Source organism: Amycolatopsis sp. NPDC049253, from assembly GCF_040678995.1.
Taxonomy (GTDB): domain Bacteria; phylum Actinomycetota; class Actinomycetes; order Mycobacteriales; family Pseudonocardiaceae; genus Amycolatopsis.
In genome coordinates, this window is sequence record NZ_JBFAQX010000023.1 from 25,326 (window position 1) to 42,151 (window position 16,826).

Annotated in this window: 13 protein-coding genes; 2 read left to right on the forward strand and 11 right to left on the reverse strand. The window is 71.3% G+C overall.

Annotated features, from left to right (window positions below; translation table 11 throughout):
• Nucleotides 1–51: 51 nt before the first annotated feature.
• The 7 genes from AB0K15_RS35745 to AB0K15_RS35775 form a co-directional block, all read right to left on the reverse strand.
• Nucleotides 52–1,245, reverse strand: a complete 1,194-nt coding sequence (locus AB0K15_RS35745) for an MFS transporter (RefSeq protein WP_364060850.1) — start codon at nucleotides 1,243–1,245, stop codon at nucleotides 52–54.
• A 6-nt stretch (nucleotides 1,246–1,251) separates the two neighbouring features.
• The gene (locus AB0K15_RS35750) at nucleotides 1,252–2,412 is read right to left on the reverse strand and encodes an NAD(P)/FAD-dependent oxidoreductase (RefSeq protein WP_364060853.1); all 1,161 of its coding nucleotides are present in this window, start codon (nucleotides 2,410–2,412) and stop codon (nucleotides 1,252–1,254) included.
• Between the two features lie 11 nt (nucleotides 2,413–2,423).
• A complete protein-coding gene (locus AB0K15_RS35755) occupies nucleotides 2,424–3,086 on the reverse strand; it encodes a TetR/AcrR family transcriptional regulator C-terminal domain-containing protein (RefSeq protein WP_364060856.1) in 663 nt (220 codons plus the stop codon).
• A gap of 1,825 nt (nucleotides 3,087–4,911) precedes the next feature.
• Nucleotides 4,912–8,283: a TM0106 family RecB-like putative nuclease gene (locus tag AB0K15_RS35760; protein WP_364060859.1), complete on the reverse strand. Its 3,372-nt coding sequence runs from the start codon at nucleotides 8,281–8,283 to the stop codon at nucleotides 4,912–4,914.
• Nucleotides 8,284–8,370: 87 nt separating this feature from the next.
• The gene (locus AB0K15_RS35765; RefSeq protein ID WP_364060862.1) at nucleotides 8,371–9,279 is read right to left on the reverse strand and encodes a ribonuclease Z; all 909 of its coding nucleotides are present in this window, start codon (nucleotides 9,277–9,279) and stop codon (nucleotides 8,371–8,373) included.
• Between the two features lie 134 nt (nucleotides 9,280–9,413).
• A complete protein-coding gene (locus AB0K15_RS35770; protein ID WP_364060865.1) occupies nucleotides 9,414–10,403 on the reverse strand; it encodes an NAD-dependent epimerase/dehydratase family protein in 990 nt (329 codons plus the stop codon).
• Nucleotides 10,400–11,368: a ScbA/BarX family gamma-butyrolactone biosynthesis protein gene (locus AB0K15_RS35775; RefSeq protein ID WP_364060868.1), complete on the reverse strand. Its 969-nt coding sequence runs from the start codon at nucleotides 11,366–11,368 to the stop codon at nucleotides 10,400–10,402. The genes AB0K15_RS35770 and AB0K15_RS35775 overlap by 4 nt, the downstream gene beginning before the upstream one ends.
• Nucleotides 11,369–11,560: 192 nt before the next feature.
• Between AB0K15_RS35775 and AB0K15_RS35780 the strand changes: the two genes are divergently transcribed.
• Nucleotides 11,561–12,187, forward strand: a complete 627-nt coding sequence (locus tag AB0K15_RS35780) for a ScbR family autoregulator-binding transcription factor (RefSeq protein WP_364060871.1) — start codon at nucleotides 11,561–11,563, stop codon at nucleotides 12,185–12,187.
• Nucleotides 12,188–12,193: 6 nt separating this feature from the next.
• On the opposite strand, the gene AB0K15_RS35785 is transcribed toward AB0K15_RS35780, so the two are convergent.
• Nucleotides 12,194–12,802, reverse strand: coding sequence for a ScbR family autoregulator-binding transcription factor (locus AB0K15_RS35785; RefSeq protein ID WP_364060874.1), 609 nt, complete (start codon nucleotides 12,800–12,802; stop codon nucleotides 12,194–12,196).
• Nucleotides 12,803–13,085: 283 nt separating this feature from the next.
• Here AB0K15_RS35785 and AB0K15_RS35790 point away from each other — a divergent pair, with 283 nt between their 5' ends.
• Nucleotides 13,086–13,850: an AfsR/SARP family transcriptional regulator gene (locus AB0K15_RS35790; protein WP_364060877.1), complete on the forward strand. Its 765-nt coding sequence runs from the start codon at nucleotides 13,086–13,088 to the stop codon at nucleotides 13,848–13,850.
• A gap of 480 nt (nucleotides 13,851–14,330) precedes the next feature.
• On the opposite strand, the gene AB0K15_RS35795 is transcribed toward AB0K15_RS35790, so the two are convergent.
• The 3 genes from AB0K15_RS35795 to AB0K15_RS35805 form a co-directional block, all read right to left on the reverse strand.
• Nucleotides 14,331–14,918, reverse strand: a complete 588-nt coding sequence (locus AB0K15_RS35795; protein ID WP_364060880.1) for a hypothetical protein — start codon at nucleotides 14,916–14,918, stop codon at nucleotides 14,331–14,333.
• 127 nt (nucleotides 14,919–15,045) lie between these two features.
• Nucleotides 15,046–15,873, reverse strand: a complete 828-nt coding sequence (locus AB0K15_RS35800) for an ABC transporter permease (protein WP_364060883.1) — start codon at nucleotides 15,871–15,873, stop codon at nucleotides 15,046–15,048.
• Between the two features lies 1 nt (nucleotide 15,874).
• Nucleotides 15,875–16,798 (reverse strand): ATP-binding cassette domain-containing protein, encoded by a 924-nt coding sequence (locus tag AB0K15_RS35805; protein ID WP_364060885.1) that lies wholly within the window; start codon nucleotides 16,796–16,798, stop codon nucleotides 15,875–15,877.
• Between the last annotated feature and the right edge of the window lie 28 nt (nucleotides 16,799–16,826).

Genomic DNA, 16,826 nt, shown 5'->3' on the forward strand with positions numbered 1-16,826 from the left:
GAGCGCGCGCCGCCGGCCCGAATCGGCTCGACGGCTCGTCTCGCGTAATCCTTAAGTAGTAGCGGCGACGGGGATCACCCGCTCCAGCAACCGTATGGCCAGCGCCGCGAACACGTTCACCACGCCCAGGACCAGCCAGGGCAGCCAGTACCCGACCTCGAACAGCGTGGTGAAGAACGCCGGCGCCACCAGGCTCGCGACCGTGAACGAGTACTGGAACACCGCCAGGTAACGCCCTCGCGCGCCGGGCGGCGACAGCTCCGTGGCCAGCGACTGCGACACCGGACCGTGGACGGTCTCGGCCGCGGTGAACAGGAACGTCGCGCCGAGCAGCACCGGTACCACCCACCCGAGCCGTCCCGGCACCAGCAGCGCGAACGCCAGGCACCACGCCGCCCACAGCACCGCCGAGGCCATCAGCACTCGCGTCCTGCGCAGCGGCGACACCAGCCGCACCGCCGGCGCGGTGAGGACCGTGAGCAGCACGGTGTTGCCCACCAGCAGCGCGGGCGCCAGCCACGGCGGGCCGTGCAGCCCCACGGTCACGAACACCGGCAACCCGAGCGCCAGCATCATGCTCGTCAACGCGAACACCGCGTTCAGCCCGGTGAAAGCCAGGAACGGCCGCGCCCGCAGCATCCCGCGGTACCCGCCGGCGTCGCCTTCGGCGCGCCGCGGCACCCGCACGCGCACCGCGATCGCCACGCCCGCGCTGAGAAAGCACGCCGCCGAGCCGTACGCGATCGCGCGATACGCGGCCGGGGTGCCGATCGTGACCACGACACCGGTGATCAGGCCGCCGACGGCCAGCCCGGCCGTGCGGGTCACGTTCATCCACGCGAACCAGACGTCCTTGCTCCGCGGTTTCTCGCTGCCGTCGACGAAATCCGCCACCGCCGTGAACACCGACGACCAGAAGAACCGCACCCCGACCGCCACGAGCGCGGCGGTGAGGAAGATCCCGGCGGGCCCGGTGACGCACGTGAACAGCAGAAACCCGATCCCCTGCGCACCCTGCGCGGCGACCACCAGCACCCACGGACCGATCCGGTCGGCCAGCCGCCCGGCGATCAGCGGCACCGGCAGCGTCAGCGCGTTCGCCGCGCTGAGCAGCACGCCGATCAGCGCCAATGGCACCGTGGTCAGCTTCGCGAAGAACAGCACCGACAGCGGCTGGAACAACCCGTTGCCCGTCGAGTCGACCACCAGGGCCGCCAGCAGCACCGCCCCACCACGGCTCCGCACGCCAGATCATCCCCCCGGGTCGGACGAGCCCAGAGCGTAACGATCTTCACCGCGGCGGTCGACGGAATTTCGGTGTCCTCCGAACACCGCGAGCAGACCGTCGGGCGCGTCCGCGGCGAACATCGTCACCAGGTTCTCCGCCGAGCCCCGCGCGGCCTCCGCGCTGCGCGGGAACATCGCCTTCTCGTACCGGGCAAGAGCGGCCTCGACGTCCGCACCGGACTCGACGACGGCCAAGGCCAGCTCGGCACCGTCGATCATCGCCAGGTTCGCGCCTTCCCCGGCGAACGGCGACATCAGGTGCGCCGCGTCGCCGATCAAGGTCACCCCGGGCACGCGCTCCCATTCGTGGCCCACCGGCAGCGCGTGGATCGGCCGTGACACCGGCTCGCTGTCCGCCGACGCAATCAACGCCCGCAGCTGCGGCGCCCAGCCGGCGAACTCGCGCGCGAGCGCCGCCGTGTCGCCCGGATCGACCGAGCCTTCGGGCACCTGCAGGGCGAGGTACAGGTGCACGCTGCCGTCCGGCTCGCGGTGCGCCAGGATGCCCCGCGCCGGCCCGAGCGCGAAGAACGTGCCCCCGCCGATGAGCGCCGCGCTTTCGGGATGCCGGGTGGCGACGTCCAGCAGATCCAGCTCCACGAAGGAAATCCCGGTGTAGGCGGGCACCTCGGCCGAGACGAGCGGCCGGATCCGCGACCAGGCCCCGTCGGCCCCGACGAGCACGTCCGTCTCCAGCGTCGAGCCGTCGGCCAGCGTCACCTCGTGCCGGCCATCGCCCAGCGGACGGGCCGAAGCCACCTTGGCACCCCAGCGGACGGTGCCCTCGGGCAGCGACGAGAGCAGCAGGTCGCGCAACGCACCGCGCTCGACCTCCGGGCGGGCACGCTGACCATCGTCCTCTTCGGACAGTCGCACCACCGCGTGGCGGTCCAGCACGCGCAGGGCCTCCCCGCCGCGGTGGATCAGCGGCAGGAACTCCTCGTACAGCCCGGCCGCGCGCAACGCGGCCTGGCCCGTTTCCTCGTGGATGTCCAGCATCCCGCCCTGGGCGCGGGCCGATGCCGACGCGTCGAGGTCCAGCACGGTGGCCTCGATGCCGTTGCGGCGGAGCACGGACGCGAGCGTCAGCCCGCCGAGGCCGGCTCCGATGACGGTGATCTTCATGGTCTTCTCCTTCAAGTTCTCGGGGTGCGGGCGATTCCGGCGATCAGCGCGCGAAACGCCCAGGAAAACCGCTCACCGGGCTCCCCGGACAGCAACTCGGTACCGGCCGCGGCCAGGTGCGGGTACTTCCGTGGCGACGCGTCACGGAGGACGGCCGCGAGGGCCTGCCACTCCTCGCCGTCTTCGGGGCGCTCGTCGGCGTGTTCCGCCGCGGTCGCCGTGGCGGTCTGCAACAGCAGGTCGACGCCCCACGCCGCTTGCGAACGCGGCACCTCGCCCTCGGCGAGCAACCCCAGCAGCGTGTCGACCAGCCGCAGGTAGTTGTCCCCGCGGGGGCGCGCCACGAGCGCCGACTGCGCCAGCCCGGGATAGCGGAACAACACCGCCGTGTACGAACCGAGCACGGCTTCGAGCCGCTCGGCCCACGTCCCGCCCGACGGGGCAGGCTCGACCTCGCCGAGCAGCTCGTCGAGCACCGCGGCGTGGAGCTCCACGGTGTTGCGCACGTAGACGTACAGCGACGCCGCACCGGTGTCGAGCTCCTGCGCGAGCCGGCGCATCGTCAGCCGCGGCAGGCCTTCGGCACGCAGGATCGCGAGCGCGGCGGAGATGATCCCGGCGCGCGTGAGGGCCGGCTTGGCCGGACGTTCCCGGCGGCTTCGTGGTGCGGTCATGCCTTCACGATAACGAACATGTTCGTTACGAACAAGGTCGTGACGAACATGTTCGTCACGACCACCAGTCCGGCCGCGCCCTGATTGCCGAGAGCCGTGCGAGATGGAGGGCGGGCCGTGCAGGTCACCGAGGCCGAAACGCGGTCGGAACAGCGATTCGCCAAGCAGGCACCGACCTCCGCTACCCGGCGACCGGTTCGGACCACCTCCTGGCCGACACCGTCGGCCGCGGACTTCCCCGGACCTCCGAGGACGGCCCGTCAGCCCTCGCCTCGCTGTTCCTCGAGGACCGTCCGGAACTTCGCGCGGTCAGGAAGCCCTGAGTCCCCACGGGGGCCGCCCCGCTCGACTCGCCCGCCGGTCCGGCCGGGCTGGGCGAAGTCCGCACGCCGTGGTTCGGCGCTTCCGAAGGGGCCGGAAACCGTCCCACCAGAGATGATCACCAGGAGTAAGTGATCACCCTGAACGATTCACCGTTTCGTGGACTGATCCTAGATCGACTTCTACCGCTAGTGTCACCGACAACCCGCTCAGCCTCGACATTCCCCCGACCGGGCGGCGGGCCAGGCCCCCTGGTAGTCCCCCTTCCGCGCCCAGGGGGCCACACAAACAGCACCCACCGCGCCCCGGGAGGAACGCGCTTGCGACACGCGGTCACCGGCCTTCTGCCGCAAGGTGAGCCACCCGCCGGTCGCGGTCCGGACCACGCGCGTCGAAGCCGCCCGCGGCCGGCGACCACGCGGACCCGCCGCGCGGCGAAGGTTCCGAGCGGCGTGGCAGCCCGGCGACCGTCGCCGGCCGGAATCATCCGGCGCACCGCCTGGCGAAGTTCCGCCGGCGCTCATTCCCCCTCTACCGCGGCGACTTCCCCACGTCGCTGACCGACACCGCCCACGCGAAGTGGCGACGCACGGGCGAAGCCGTCACCCGAACGGTCGCGATCCACGTCACTCGCGGGCCGTGGAACATTCGCAGGCCGCGTGCGTTGTACAGACTGTCGGTACGGAGGGGTCCCCGGGCTCCACACTTCACCTTCCCGGACAGCCGGTTCGCCGGCCCCGGGTCGCGTCACTCGCCGAGAGGCGACCCCCGTGCCGGCACAAGACCACCCGCCCCGCTGCCCTGCGCTCCCCCAACGCGGCACGGGACGGGCGCCAGTGCTCCTGCTCTCGCCCGCCGGGCCCCCGGCCGGCGGAGCCGGGAGCGGGAGCACGCCCCACCCTCCACTGTGGATCATCGGGAATACCCCCGAAGCCACCCCGGTTACATCCACTGCCGGTACGGAGGGGTCCCCGGGCTCCACCCACTGCCTTCCCGGACCGGAGCGAGACGCCGGGTCGCGCCACTCGCCGAGAAGCGACCCCCGCATCGGCCCCGACCCCTCAGACCACCCCACCCCGCAGCGCCGCGGTTTGCCCCGAGGCAGCGCGGGGTGGGCTCATGTGCTCCTGCTCCTGCCGCCGGACCCACTGCCGCGGCGGGAGCGGGGGCATCCAAGCGTCCACAATGGATCATGAAAATCACCTGAGCGACCTGCGTCACAAGGGAAATCCGGAACACCGGCCCCGCGCAGGCGTTGTACAAGATGTCGGTACGGCGGGTGTCCCCGGGCCTCACCCACTGCCTTCCCGGGCCGTCGCAAGACGCCGGGTCGCGCCACTCGCCGAGAGGCGACCCCCCGTACCGGCTTGAGCCCGCAAAGAGAAAGCTCCCGCCCGCACCCACCGATCCCCCCATCGGCGCGGCGCCCGAGGCGGGAACCAGTGCCCCCGCTCCCGGCCCGCGCGAACTCCCCCTCCGCAGCGACGGGACCGGGGGCACGCCCTTATCCGGAGCCGGGCCAGGGCAGCGCGTCCTGCAGCAGCCCGAGCATCCCGGACACCAGCCGCATCTGCTCGACCGTGCGGATGTCGGCCTCCAGCAGGTGCGGCGAACACACCAGCACCGCCACCGACTGCGCCCGCGACAGGGCGACGTTCAGCCGGTTGCGCGAGAGCAGGAAGTCGAGCCCGCGCGGGAGGTCGACGGCCGAGGACGAGGTCATCGTCGTCACCACCACCGGCGCCTCCTGGCCCTGGAACCGGTCGACCGTGCCCACGCGCACGTCGCCGAAGCCGGCTTCGGCCAGCGCGCGCGTGACCACGCGGGCCTGCAGGTTGTAGGGCGCCACCACGAGGAAGTCGGCCTCCGTCAGTGGCCGGCCCTCCCACGTGCGCCCGTGCAGCGCCGAGATCACCGAGACGACCTCGGCCGCCTCCTCCACCGAACGCGTCGTGTTCCCGCGGTGCTCCACCGACGCCAGGTACAGCCCCGAGGCGACCCCGTCGACCGACCGCGCCGCCGACGGGTGCGAGTGCAGCAACCCGGCGTACGACAGCCGCGACACCGGCGCGCACACCGCCGGGTGCATGCGCCGCGTCTGGTCGAGGAAGTAGCCCAGGTGCGCCGGCATGATGTCGGCGTCGCCGATCAGGTGCCCCAGCGCCGCCGCCTCCGCGCCCGCCGGGTGCGTGCCCTGCACCACCTGCGGCAGCTGCTGCGGATCACCCAGCAGCACCACGTTCTTCGCGCACGTCGACACGGCCAGCGCGTCGGCCAGGGCGAACTGACCGGCCTCGTCGATCACCAGCACGTCGAACGGCTCCGCGCGCACGGCCGCGTTGGCGAACGTCCACGCCGTGCCGCCCACGAGGTGCCCGGTGTCGTGTTCCTCGCGCCAGCGCACCAGCGCGTTGTTGTTCTTCGGCTGCTCCCAGGGCGCAGCGGGATCCGGCGTCCGCTTCGCGCGCTTGGCGCACGCGAGCGAAGGATCGTTGCCGAGCGCGGCCGAAAGCACGTTCTCCACGGCCTTGTGGCTGTTGGACGTGACCCCGACCGTCCGGCCCGAACGCACGAGGTGCGCGATCAGCTTGCCCGCCAGGTACGTCTTCCCCGCGCCCGGCGGGCCCTGCACGGCCAACACGGAGCCGTCGAGCGCGTCGACGGCCTCGATCACCGTCGCGACCAGATCCTCGCCCGCGGCAGGCAACGGGCCGCCGTTCCGCAGCCGCGGCGCCGTGCGGCGCAGCAGGTCCACACCGGGGTGCTTCGGCAACGCAGGCAGGGTTTCGCCGACGAGCCGCGCGAGGTCCGCGACGGCCTCGTCCTTGGGCGACGGCCGCACCGGGCTGCCGGGCAGCACCGCGGCCGGGCGGTCGTTCGACGTCGCGTCGGGCGCGCTGCTCTCCTCCAGCGTCAGCTCGACGGCCGAGGAAGCCACCACCTTCGCGTCGCGCGCTTCGGCGCCGTACCGCAGGCGCACGTCGTCACCCGGCGCGAACGGGTGCGGCCGGTCCGGGTCGCAGGCCACGACGAGCGTCCGCTTCGCCGTGCGCAGCCGGCCGGACGGCGGCACCCACTCGCCGGCCGACACCGAAACGGGCACCGCGCACGTCGTGTCGATCTCCAGGTCGCCGAGCGGCGCGGCCAACTGGCGGAAGAACTCCCACCACGCCGGGTTCGTCTCGCGCCGGTGGTACCCGACGGACGCGGCCAGCAGTGCACGGGCGTGATCGTCGGGCGTGAACTCGGCCGGGTCGTCGGCCAGGCCTTCGAGCAGGGGATCGACGAGCGCCGCCATCGCCGCCGCGCGCTCCGCCCGCCGTTGCGCCGCGACGTCTTCCTCGGTCTCCCGCAGCAGGGCGTCCACATCGGACTCCGGCTCCGGCACGACGAGCTCGATGCCCTCGTCCGCGCGCACCCGGTGCAGGAACTCCAGCAGCCGCAGGGTGGACACGCAGTCGTACTCGTTGTACTCACCGATGCCGCGCAGCACTTCGCCGGCCCGCTCCGGCTCGCCGGCCGCCGTGAGCGTGAGGTAATCCTCGTACGCCTCGATGCTCGACGCGGCCGTCTTCACGTCGCCCTCGCGCGCGGCGGGCATGTAGAGCGGCTCGAGGTACTTGATCGAGTACGACCGCTGCCCGACCCGCAACGCCTTGCGCACCACCGCGTACAGGTCGACGAGCGCGCCGCCCCGCAGCAGCTCGTCCACCTCTTCCTCACGGGTGCCGTGCACGGCGGCGAGCCGCTTGATGGCGGTGACCTCATACGGCGCGTAGTGGTAGACGTGCGCGCCGGGGTGCTCGGCCAGCCGCGCGGTGGCGAAGTCCACGAACTCCTCGAACGCGCGCTTCTCCTGCGTCCGCGAGTGGGCCCAGAACGGGGTGAACCGCTGACCGTCGGCGTCGTCCGTCACCGCGCCGAAGAGGTACTCGAGCCCGGTGCCCGCCAGCGCGTACGGGTCGCCTTCCATGTCGAAGAAGACGTCGCCCGGGCTCGGCGGCGGCAGCTCGGCGAGCGCGGCGGGGTCGATCACCTCGTAGGCGAGCTCGCCCGTCTCGTCCTGGCGCACCTGGATCGCGGCCTGCGCACGCAAAGTGGTGTAGGTGGTCGCCGACATGTCGCGCGGGCGGTCGTCGGGCCCGGCGGCGGCGAGCTTGTCGATCGTGGCGAGGCCGGCCGTCACGAGCTTGCGCCGCTGGTCACCGCGCATGCCCGCAACGAGTGACAGGTCGCGGTCGGCCTCGCGCGCCGTCGAGCAGTGCTGCGCGAAGCCGCAGGCTCCGCACGCCGGCCGCTCGTCGGCCCACAGCTGCAGCGGCAGCCGGGCCGGGCGGTCGCGCAGCCGCGAGCGCAAGCGGTCGAGCAGCGGGAGGAAGTCGTCGACGCGCAGTGTGCGGGTGGTGCCGTCGCCCAGCAGCAGGTGCATGTCCGGACCAGCGGACCACCCGGCGCGGCGCAACGCGTCGGCGTACGCGGTCAGCTGGACCACCGCGGACGGCTTGGCGTGCCGCGCGAGCTTGGTGTCGTAGACCTCGTAGCGGCCTTCGTCGTCGCGCAGCAGGAAATCGGCGCGGCCGGTGAACTCGTCGTCGTGGAACACGGCCTGGTAGACCACGGGCGCGCCCGCGCGCAGCGCCTCCTCCGTCGCCTTCGCCGCGACGACCGGATCGCGCTCCTCGATCTCCACGACCTTGCGCTCGGCCCGCAAACGCCCGAGCGTCGCCTCCTCGTGCGCGCGCCCGTGCTTCACCGCCAGCTGATCAGGTCCCGAACCGGGCCTCGGCGCACCGGGCAGCCCCGCCGCCAGTGCCTGCGTGAGGACGCTCCGGTGCTCGCACTCGAGCAGATCGGCGAGATCGGACGGCGTGTACATCGCCCGGAAGTCTGGCACGACCGCCGGCGCGCCCCGCCCACCCCGGGCACCGACACGCCGACGGCCCAGGTCACGGCCGGTGAGCCGTCAGCGCCGGCGGGGCAGCGGGATCACGTCGAAGTCGCGCGCCACGTGGATCTCCCCGTCGAACACCTCCGCCGCCTCCTCGCCGAACGCGTCGGCCTCCGCGTAGGGGTAGCGCTGTGAGAAGTGGGTCAGCACGAGCTTGCGCACGCCCGCCTCGGCGGCGAGGCGGCCGGCGTCGGTACTGGTGAGGTGGCCGTAGCGGGCGGCGATGTCGGCGTCGGCGTCGCGGAAGGTCGACTCGGCGACCAGCAGGTCGGCGTCGCGCGCGCAGTCCAGGGCTCCCGCGCACGGGCGGGTGTCCATCACGAACGCGACGACCTGGCCGGGTTTCGGCTCGCTGACGTCGGCGAGGTGAACGGTGCGGCCGTCGACCTCCAGCGAACCCTCCCGCCGCAGCCGGCTGATGTCCGGACCTCGGACGCCGGCCGCGGCCAGGCGGTCGGGGAGCATGCGAAGGCCGTCGGGTTCGGTGTAGCGGTAGCCGAAACAGTCGATGCGGTGGTCGAGGGCGTGGGCGGACATCGGGCCGTCGGTCCAGCCGTCGGCGAGCACCGGCCGCGGGACGACCTCGGCGCGCTCGTGGTAGACGGTGGAGTAGCGCAGGCGCTCGAAAAACGCCTGGCCGGAGGCCGGGTAGTGGCAGCGCACGGGCCGCGGCACGGCGTCGAGCGACAGCCGCTGCAGCACGGCGGAGAGGCCGAGGCTGTGGTCGCCGTGGAAGTGGGTGATGCAGATGCGCGTGAGCTCCGCGGCGGCCACGCCGGCGTGGGTCATCTGCCGCTGCGTGCCCTCCCCCGGGTCGAACAGCACGCCGTCGGTGTCGAAACGCAGGAGGTACCCGTTGTGGTTGCGGTGCCGGGTCGGCGTCTGGCTCGCCGACCCGAGCACCACGAGCTCACGTCGTGACATGCCGCCATCTTCGACGATCACCGGCCACGAGGAAAAGCGACGGCCACCCGGTTCATTCCGGGTGGCCGTCATGATCGAAATTGCTGTGCGAATTCAAGCGGGCACTTTCCGCATTATTCGATCTTCGAATCGTGTCATATTCCGCCGACGCGGCCGAAGAGCGTTTCCCGGTAGTACTCCGCCGCCTCGGCCAGCCGCGCGACGAGGCCGGGCCCGGTCGGCACGCCCGTGTGAGCCCAGACGCGGCTGCTCTCGTACCAGTGGTCCCTCGTGAGCAGGGAATACTGGTGATCACTGAGCCACGGCAAGGCTTCCCGCGTCCGCTCCCGGTGCTCGCCGAGCGGCAGATCGGCCGCGGGCACCGGCTCACCGAAAAGGTCGCACACGGCTGTCACCAGGCGCCGCAGGCGCACAGGCCGCGGGTCGGCCACGTGGAAGACCTCCCCCGGCGAGCCCGGCCGGTGGATCAGCGCGACGACGACCGCCGCGAGATCCGTGACCGAGACCACCGACGTCCGCGCGTCGCCGCCCGCCGCCCACGCCGGGACGGCGCGCAGCCACCGCACCAGCGCGGGGGCCACGTGCCGGTCGCCGACGCCGTAGACCAGGTGCGGCCGCAGGACCACCCCACCGGCCGCGCGCACGAGCCGTTCGGCCGCGAGCCGGCTGCGGCTCGTGGCCGACGCCGGAGCGGTGACCAGTGCGGACTCCGACGCACCGCGGTGGTCGCCGTCGCGGTAGACCGCGCAGGTGCTCAGATGCAGCACCCGCGTGGTGCCGGCGCGCGCCGCCTCCGCGAGCAGCGCGCGGGTGCCGTCCTCGTTGACGGTGGCGCACCGCTGTTCGTCCCCACCGACCTGCGCCGCGAGGTGCACGAGCGTGGTGACGCCCGCGCACGACCCGGCCAGGCTCGCCGGGTCGGTGAGGTCACCCGGCACGGACCGCACGCCCGCGTCCGCCAGCCACTCCGCCGTCCGATCCGGCAGCGGCCGCCGCACGAGGACCCGCACGCGCGGGCCGCACCCGCTCGCGACGAGCTCCCGCACCACGGCCGAGCCGATGAAGCCGGTGGCGCCGGTGACCAGGATGTCTGTCGTACTGACCGCCCCCAGGCCGGCAGTCATGACAGACGCATCGCCAGCGTGGTCGTCACCGCGGTCTTGCCGTACTGCCGGAACTCCACGCGCACCAGGCGGCAGTCGTCCTCGGCCGGGGCCAGTTCCGTGGCCACGACCCGGCATTCGGCCTCGAACTCCACGTAGGCGTCGAACTCGATCTCCGCCCGCAGCGGCAGCGCGTGCGGGTCGCCGACCGTGAGCAACGCGGCCTGCCGCGCGGCCTCGACCATGACCATGCCCGGCACGTGGTCCACCGTGTGGTCGAACAGCACCGCGTGGTCCGGGTCGAACTGCAGCACCCAGACGCCCGCCTCCGAAGTGGCCGCCACCAGCACGTCCTGCGCGTGGTTGCGCCCGACCTCGGCCGGCTCGACGGTCGGCAGCACCGTGACCTGGAACGGCGTCGCCGCGAAGTGGTCGCCGCGCAGCCGCCGGTAGACCGCCGACGACACGCACCGCCAGCGCTCCGAAGCCGTGCCGACGTGCGTGCCGTCGCGGAACACGTCGAACTCGTACCGCATGCCGCCGACGTTCTTGCCGCGGTACTGCACGTCGTGCGCGCTGACCTGCAACACCACGTTCACCGGACGGGAGTCGGTGGCCAGCCCCGCCTCGTCGACGTCGTACGCCTTGTGGTCGGAGAGGAAGTTGTAGCCGAGCGGCACCCCGTACGCCCGGTGGGCGAGGAGCATCGCGGCCTGCCGGCAGGTTTCGGTGTACAGCAACGGGTCGTGTGAAGCCGGTGTGCGCGGGCCGAAGAAGCCGTGGCGCCGCGGCCACTGGGCGCCGAGCTCGAAGCGTCCCGGCCCCAGGATGTTCAGATCGGTGACGAAGACTTCCGAGACAGCCGCGCGGTGCACGAGGCTGCGCGGGATCGTCTGCTGGAAGTCAATCGGTCTCTTCGCCGGAGTTTCATCGATCGTTTCAGTGGATGATCTTCCTAATGTCTCCGCTAGCAGTGTGCCGACCATGTCGGACCTCCCAGAAAGAAATTCCCCAGTTTCCCCAGTGCTCCCCCGTTCAATTTCTAGCGGAATCCGAGAGCCAAAACCATACCTACCTACCGGTTTTTTTCGCTGGCTCTTCGGCCCGCCGACCGGTACACTGAGCGCTTGCACCGGTCCACGACGGACCTCATCCCCTTGTGCACGAAGGAGTTAGGCGTGGCTCGCCAGGAACGCGCGGAGCAGACCCGTAAGACCATCCTCGCCGCCGCGGCGTCGCGGTTCGACGCGGTCGGATTCCTCGGGGCGAGCCTGTCCGACATCCTGGCCGAGGCCGGCGTGACCAAGGGTGCGCTGTACTTCCACTTCAAATCGAAGGAAGATCTCGCCGAAGCGCTGATGCAGGAGCAGTTTGCGGTGGCGGACTCGTCGCCGGCGCTGACGAACCCGGGGCTGCAGACAGTGATCGACTGGTGCCACACCCTTGCCACCGGGTTGCAGAACGACGTCTTCGTGCGCGCCAGCATCCGGCTCGTCATCGAGCAGGGTTCGTTCGTCACGCCGGCCGCCAACGCCTACAAGCAGTGGATCGACCTCGTCCACGGGTGCCTGCTCGCCGCGAAGGCCTCGGGTGACGTGCGCAAGGAGATCAACACCCACGATCTCGCGCAGTACGCCGTCGGGTCGTTCACGGGGATCCAGCTGAGCTCCCAGGTCCTCACGGACCGGACCGACCTGCGCGAGCGCGTCACGTTCATGTGGGCGACGCTGCTGCCCTCGATCGTGCCGCCGCGCCGGCTGCACAAGTTCAACCCGGCCGGGGTCCTCGAAGAGCAGCCCGCCTGACCTGGCTCATCGCGCGGTGCTCGGCACCGGCTCGGCCAGCTCGATCACGCGCCAGAGCTCGGAAAGCGTGCGCGAGAGGTCGGTGTCGGCCGGGATCGTGCCGCTCGCGACCACCGACTCGAGCCCGACGCAGGTCACGACCACCAGCAGTGTCGCCATGTCGGGCAGCACCTCCGCGCTGAGCTCGCCCGCACCGTGCGCCTCGGCGATGTAGCGCCGCACCTGGGCGAGCCAGGCGCGCGTGAACGCGACGTAGCGGGCGTCCTTCGAACCCCTCTCGCGGGTGAGCCGGAAACTGGCGCCGACCTTGGGATCCGTACCGAGCCAGCGCATCAGCGCGCGGCTGAGCTCGGCGAGCCTGCGCAGGGCGGGTGCGCCGCGCTGGCGGTCGACGCGGTCCACGTGCTCCCGGAGCACGGCCACCGCGGCGCCTTGGACCTCGTCGCAGACCTCGTCCTTCGAGGAGAAGTGGAAGTACAGGCCGCCCTTGGTGACGCCGGCCTGGCGCGCGATGTCCACCATGCTCGTAGCCGCGTAGCCGTCGCGGTGCAGCAGCTCGGCGGCGGCGTCCAGCAACAAGAGCCGGGTCTGCTCCGCGCGCGCCTGCTTCGTCACCGTCGTCCCCATCCGCTCCGGCCGGCACGTCCGTCCCGACCCGTCCAGAGTAAGATACCAACCGCCCGGTTTACAAGGATCTCGGGCACAAGTCGGGGCTACTACCTGGAACGAGGCCCTTTTTCTTGATCAAAACAGACCGACCTCCCGGTTTTGTCTTGAAAACCGACCTCCCGGTTTGGTAAGTTGCTCACGTGGGGCCAGGCAAGTCCGGCAGGCAGGGGCGCTGGGGGCGCCGCCGATGCCGGCCCCCCGACGACGCGGACACCGGAGGGCGTTCAAGATGAACTACGAAATTCTGGGGCAGATCAGAGTCAGCGGCCGGCCCGGTGTCAGCGCACCCCGGGCACGCAAGATCGAGACGCTGCTCGCCGTGCTGCTGGCCAAGAGCAACCAGGTGGTCACCACTGAGCACCTCATCGGCGAGATCTGGGGCGAAAACCCGCCGGCGCGCGCGAGCGCCGCGCTGTACGTCTACGTCTCCCAGCTGCGCAAGCTCCTCCGCGGCACCCCGGCCGACGCCGAGGACAGTCCCGTGGTCACCAGCCCGCGCGGCTACTCCCTGCACGTCGGCATCGACGAGCTCGACGCCGACCGCTTCACCCGGCTCTACCAGGAGGGCCGCGCCCTGCACTGGGACCGCAGCTACGGCCAGGCGGCCACCGTCCTGCGCCACGCCGCGGACCTCTGGCGCGGCCCAGCCTTCGGCGGCTTCACCGATTCGCCCGACGTGCAGGCGTACGCCACCCTGCTGGAAGAGACGCGCCTGGAGTGCCTCGAACTGCTCATGGAAACCGAGCTGCTCATCGGCCGCCACCGCGAAGTCGTGGGCCAACTCTCGGCGCTGGCCAAGGAACACACCCTGCGCGAGACCTTCTACGAGTACCTCATGACCGCCCTGCTGCGCTCCAACCGCCGTGCCGAGGCCCTCGAAACCTTCGCCTCGGCACGGCAGAACCTGGTGCAGCAACTGGGAATCGAGCCCGGCGTGTCCCTGCGCAAACTTCACCAGAGCATCCTCGTGGGGGAAATGTCGGACGCAGTGTGACTCGGCGGTCAACGGAAGGCCCGGCTACTGCTTTGCTGCAGTAGCCGGGCCTTCTTGCTGTGCCAAGCCTTTCCCCACCTACCCGCCTCCGCAAGTACCTCCGCCGGGCGACGGTGGCGATCGTGGCGCGGACAGACATACGGCCACCTGTGCGGCGCTGTGGGACGAGCCAAAAGCCGTTCGAATCCAACGATTCCTCAAGCCAGCCACCCGGGCCACCCGTCAATCCACCTCACCAACCGCCGGCCGGCAACCCAACTCACCACCCCACCACCCCCTCCCCGCACCCTTCCCCCGGCCGGCCCCCCGATGCTTTTCCCCCACACGGTAGGGATCGGCTTGTCAAGGCACGCTTTCCCGCCTTGACAAGCCGATCCCTACCGTCGTCACCATCAAAAATCGGGGTGCCCCACCCGACACCCGGCAATGGTGTGCGCAGCACGCCGAGCCGGAACCGACGCCACCCCACACAAACCACCCTCAACTCCGATACACCGACACCACCGGCCCGCCACACTCGACCGGCTCCCCGTACCACCCACCCCACCGCGAATCCAACGCCAACTCCGCCAGCTCAGCCATCAAATCCAACTCAGCCGGCCACACGTACCGCAAAACCGACCCGCCCAACACCACCCGCTGCCGAACACAATCCACCTCACCCACCCAGACATCCGCAGCCCACCGCCCCGGATCAGGCTGCCTCCCCTGCACCACCAGCGCCCCGCCCGGCCGCAACAACCGCGCCAGCGACCGCACCGCACGCACCTGCCCCCGCTGCCCGGAGAACCGGCACAACGCGTCCCCACCGACGTAAACCGCGTCGAACCGCGACCCCACCGGCAGCCCATGCGAAAACGAACCCACCGTGACCGCGTAACCCTCCCCGGCCAACGCATCCGCCACCGGCCCTCCACCGAGGACCAGCACTTGCCCACCACCACGCCGACGGGCGACCCGATCAGTCACCTCGGCAAGAAAGGCCACGGCCCCGGCCGGGTCGTCCGCCAGCGGGGCGAGCCACACGTCGAGGACGTCGGCCGGCAACTCGTCGATGCGGGTCGGCATCATGCCACCTCACTTCACGCACTGGTCTTGGCTGCTCAACGCAGAGTGCCCGACCCACCTAAAGTCGACCTTGCACACGACGGAAGGGCGGCCCGCACCAGGCGGGCCGCCCTCTGGGAAGCGAAACTCAGACCGTCGCGCGCTGGTGGAACTTGCGCACCGTCAGCACGGCCGCGAGCACCGTGATCGGGACCCACCAGGCCAGCGCGAGCCAGCCCGTGGCGCCCAGCGCGGAGCCGTTCATCAGGTGGCGGACGGCGTCGATCAGGACCGTCACCGGCTGGTTGTCGACGATGACGCGCAGCACGCTCGGCATCGACGCCGTCGGCACCAAGGCGCTGGTGGCGTACGGGACGAAGACCAGGATCATGCCCAGGCCGCTCGCGCCTTCCACCGTCTTGGCGATCGAGCCGAGCAGGGTGGCCAGCCAGAACACGCCGGCCGCGAAGAGCACCAGCAGGCCGACCGCGCCGAGCCAGCCGAGGACGCCGCCGCCGGGGCGGAAGCCGATGGCGAGCCCGACGGCCACCATCACCACGAGCGAGAGCATGCTGCGCAGCACGCCGGAGACCACGTGGCCGACCAGCACGGCCGAGCCGGCCATCGGCATGGAGCGGAAGCGCTCCACGAGGCCGTTGGTGAGGTCGGCGGACACACCGACCACAGTGGACGTGGAGTTGAAGCCAATGCTGATCACGATCAGGCCCGGCACCAGATAGTCGATGTAGTTCATGCCGGGCAGGTTGATCGCGCCGCCGAACATGAAGCGGAACAGCAGGAGCAGCACGATCGGCAGCGAAACGGCCTGGATCAGCATCTCCGGGTTGCGGGTGACGTGCTTGAGGTTGCGCCCGATCAGCACCCGGTAGTCGGACACCGCGAGCGACAACGCCGAGCGGGCGGGAGTGGCGGGGATCTGCGTCCCCTCCGTCTCCCTGGACAGGGTCTGGGTCATCTCACTTCGCTCCCGCGGTCGAGGTCAGGGTGTGGAAGACGTCGTCGAGGGTCGGCTCCGAGAGCTCGAGATCGGTGGTCTCGAGGCCCGCGTCCGCGACCTGGTTGAGCACCCGCCGGACCTGCGCGGGGTTGTCGATCGCGATGCTCACCGTCGTGTCGAGCAGCACGCCCTCGACGACGGTGTGCGCGCGCTCAGCCTCCACGGGGGTGGCGAAGGTGAGCTTGAGGCGTTCGGTGCCGACCCGGCGCTTGAGCTCGGCCGCCGTGCCCTCGGCGACCACGCGGCCCTTGTCGATCACGGCGATGCGATCGGCGAGCTGGTCGGCTTCCTCGAGGTACTGGGTGGTGAGCAGGATCGTGGTGCCGCCGTCGAGCAGCTGCCGGATCGCGTCCCACATCGCCGAGCGGCTGCGCGGGTCGAGCCCGGTGGTCGGCTCGTCGAGGAACAGCACCGGCGGCGACGTGATGAGGCTGATCGCGAGGTCCAGCCGGCGGCGCATGCCACCGGAGTACGTCTTGACCTGCCGCGTCGACGCGTCCACGAGGTCGAACTGCGCGAGCAGCTCCGTGGCGCGCGCCTTCGCGTCGGCATTCGAGAGGTGGAACAGCCGGGCCATCATCTCGAGGTTCTCGCGCCCGGTGAGCAGCTCGTCGACTGCGGTGTCCTGGCCGGTCAGGCCGATCTGCTCGCGCACCTTTCGCTTGGGGCCCTTGAGGTCGTGGCCGTTGACGGTCACCGTGCCGCCGTCGGCCTCCAGGAGCGTGCTGAGGATCCGCACGGTCGTGGTCTTGCCGGCGCCGTTGGGGCCCAGGAGCGCGAACATCGTGCCCCGCTCCACGCTGAGGTCGACGCTCTCCAGCACGTCGACGTCGCCATAGGACTTGCGCAGCCCCCGTGCTTCTATTGCGTAGCCGGTGACCATCGGTTACCTCTCCTCGTTCGGGTCAAGA

Coding starts and splice junctions, on each gene's coding strand:
- AB0K15_RS35750 (WP_364060853.1), bottom strand. CDS start 2,412: ATGAAGATCACCGTCATCGGAGCCGGCCTCGGCGGGCTGACGCTCGCG.
- AB0K15_RS35755 (WP_364060856.1), bottom strand. CDS start 3,086: ATGACCGCACCACGAAGCCGCCGGGAACGTCCGGCCAAGCCGGCCCTC.
- AB0K15_RS35760 (WP_364060859.1), bottom strand. CDS start 8,283: ATGTACACGCCGTCCGATCTCGCCGATCTGCTCGAGTGCGAGCACCGG.
- AB0K15_RS35765 (WP_364060862.1), bottom strand. CDS start 9,279: ATGTCACGACGTGAGCTCGTGGTGCTCGGGTCGGCGAGCCAGACGCCG.
- AB0K15_RS35770 (WP_364060865.1), bottom strand. CDS start 10,403: ATGACTGCCGGCCTGGGGGCGGTCAGTACGACAGACATCCTGGTCACC.
- AB0K15_RS35775 (WP_364060868.1), bottom strand. CDS start 11,368: ATGGTCGGCACACTGCTAGCGGAGACATTAGGAAGATCATCCACTGAA.
- AB0K15_RS35790 (WP_364060877.1), top strand. CDS start 13,086: ATGAACTACGAAATTCTGGGGCAGATCAGAGTCAGCGGCCGGCCCGGT.
- AB0K15_RS35795 (WP_364060880.1), bottom strand. CDS start 14,918: ATGCCGACCCGCATCGACGAGTTGCCGGCCGACGTCCTCGACGTGTGG.
- AB0K15_RS35800 (WP_364060883.1), bottom strand. CDS start 15,873: ATGACCCAGACCCTGTCCAGGGAGACGGAGGGGACGCAGATCCCCGCC.
- AB0K15_RS35805 (WP_364060885.1), bottom strand. CDS start 16,798: ATGGTCACCGGCTACGCAATAGAAGCACGGGGGCTGCGCAAGTCCTAT.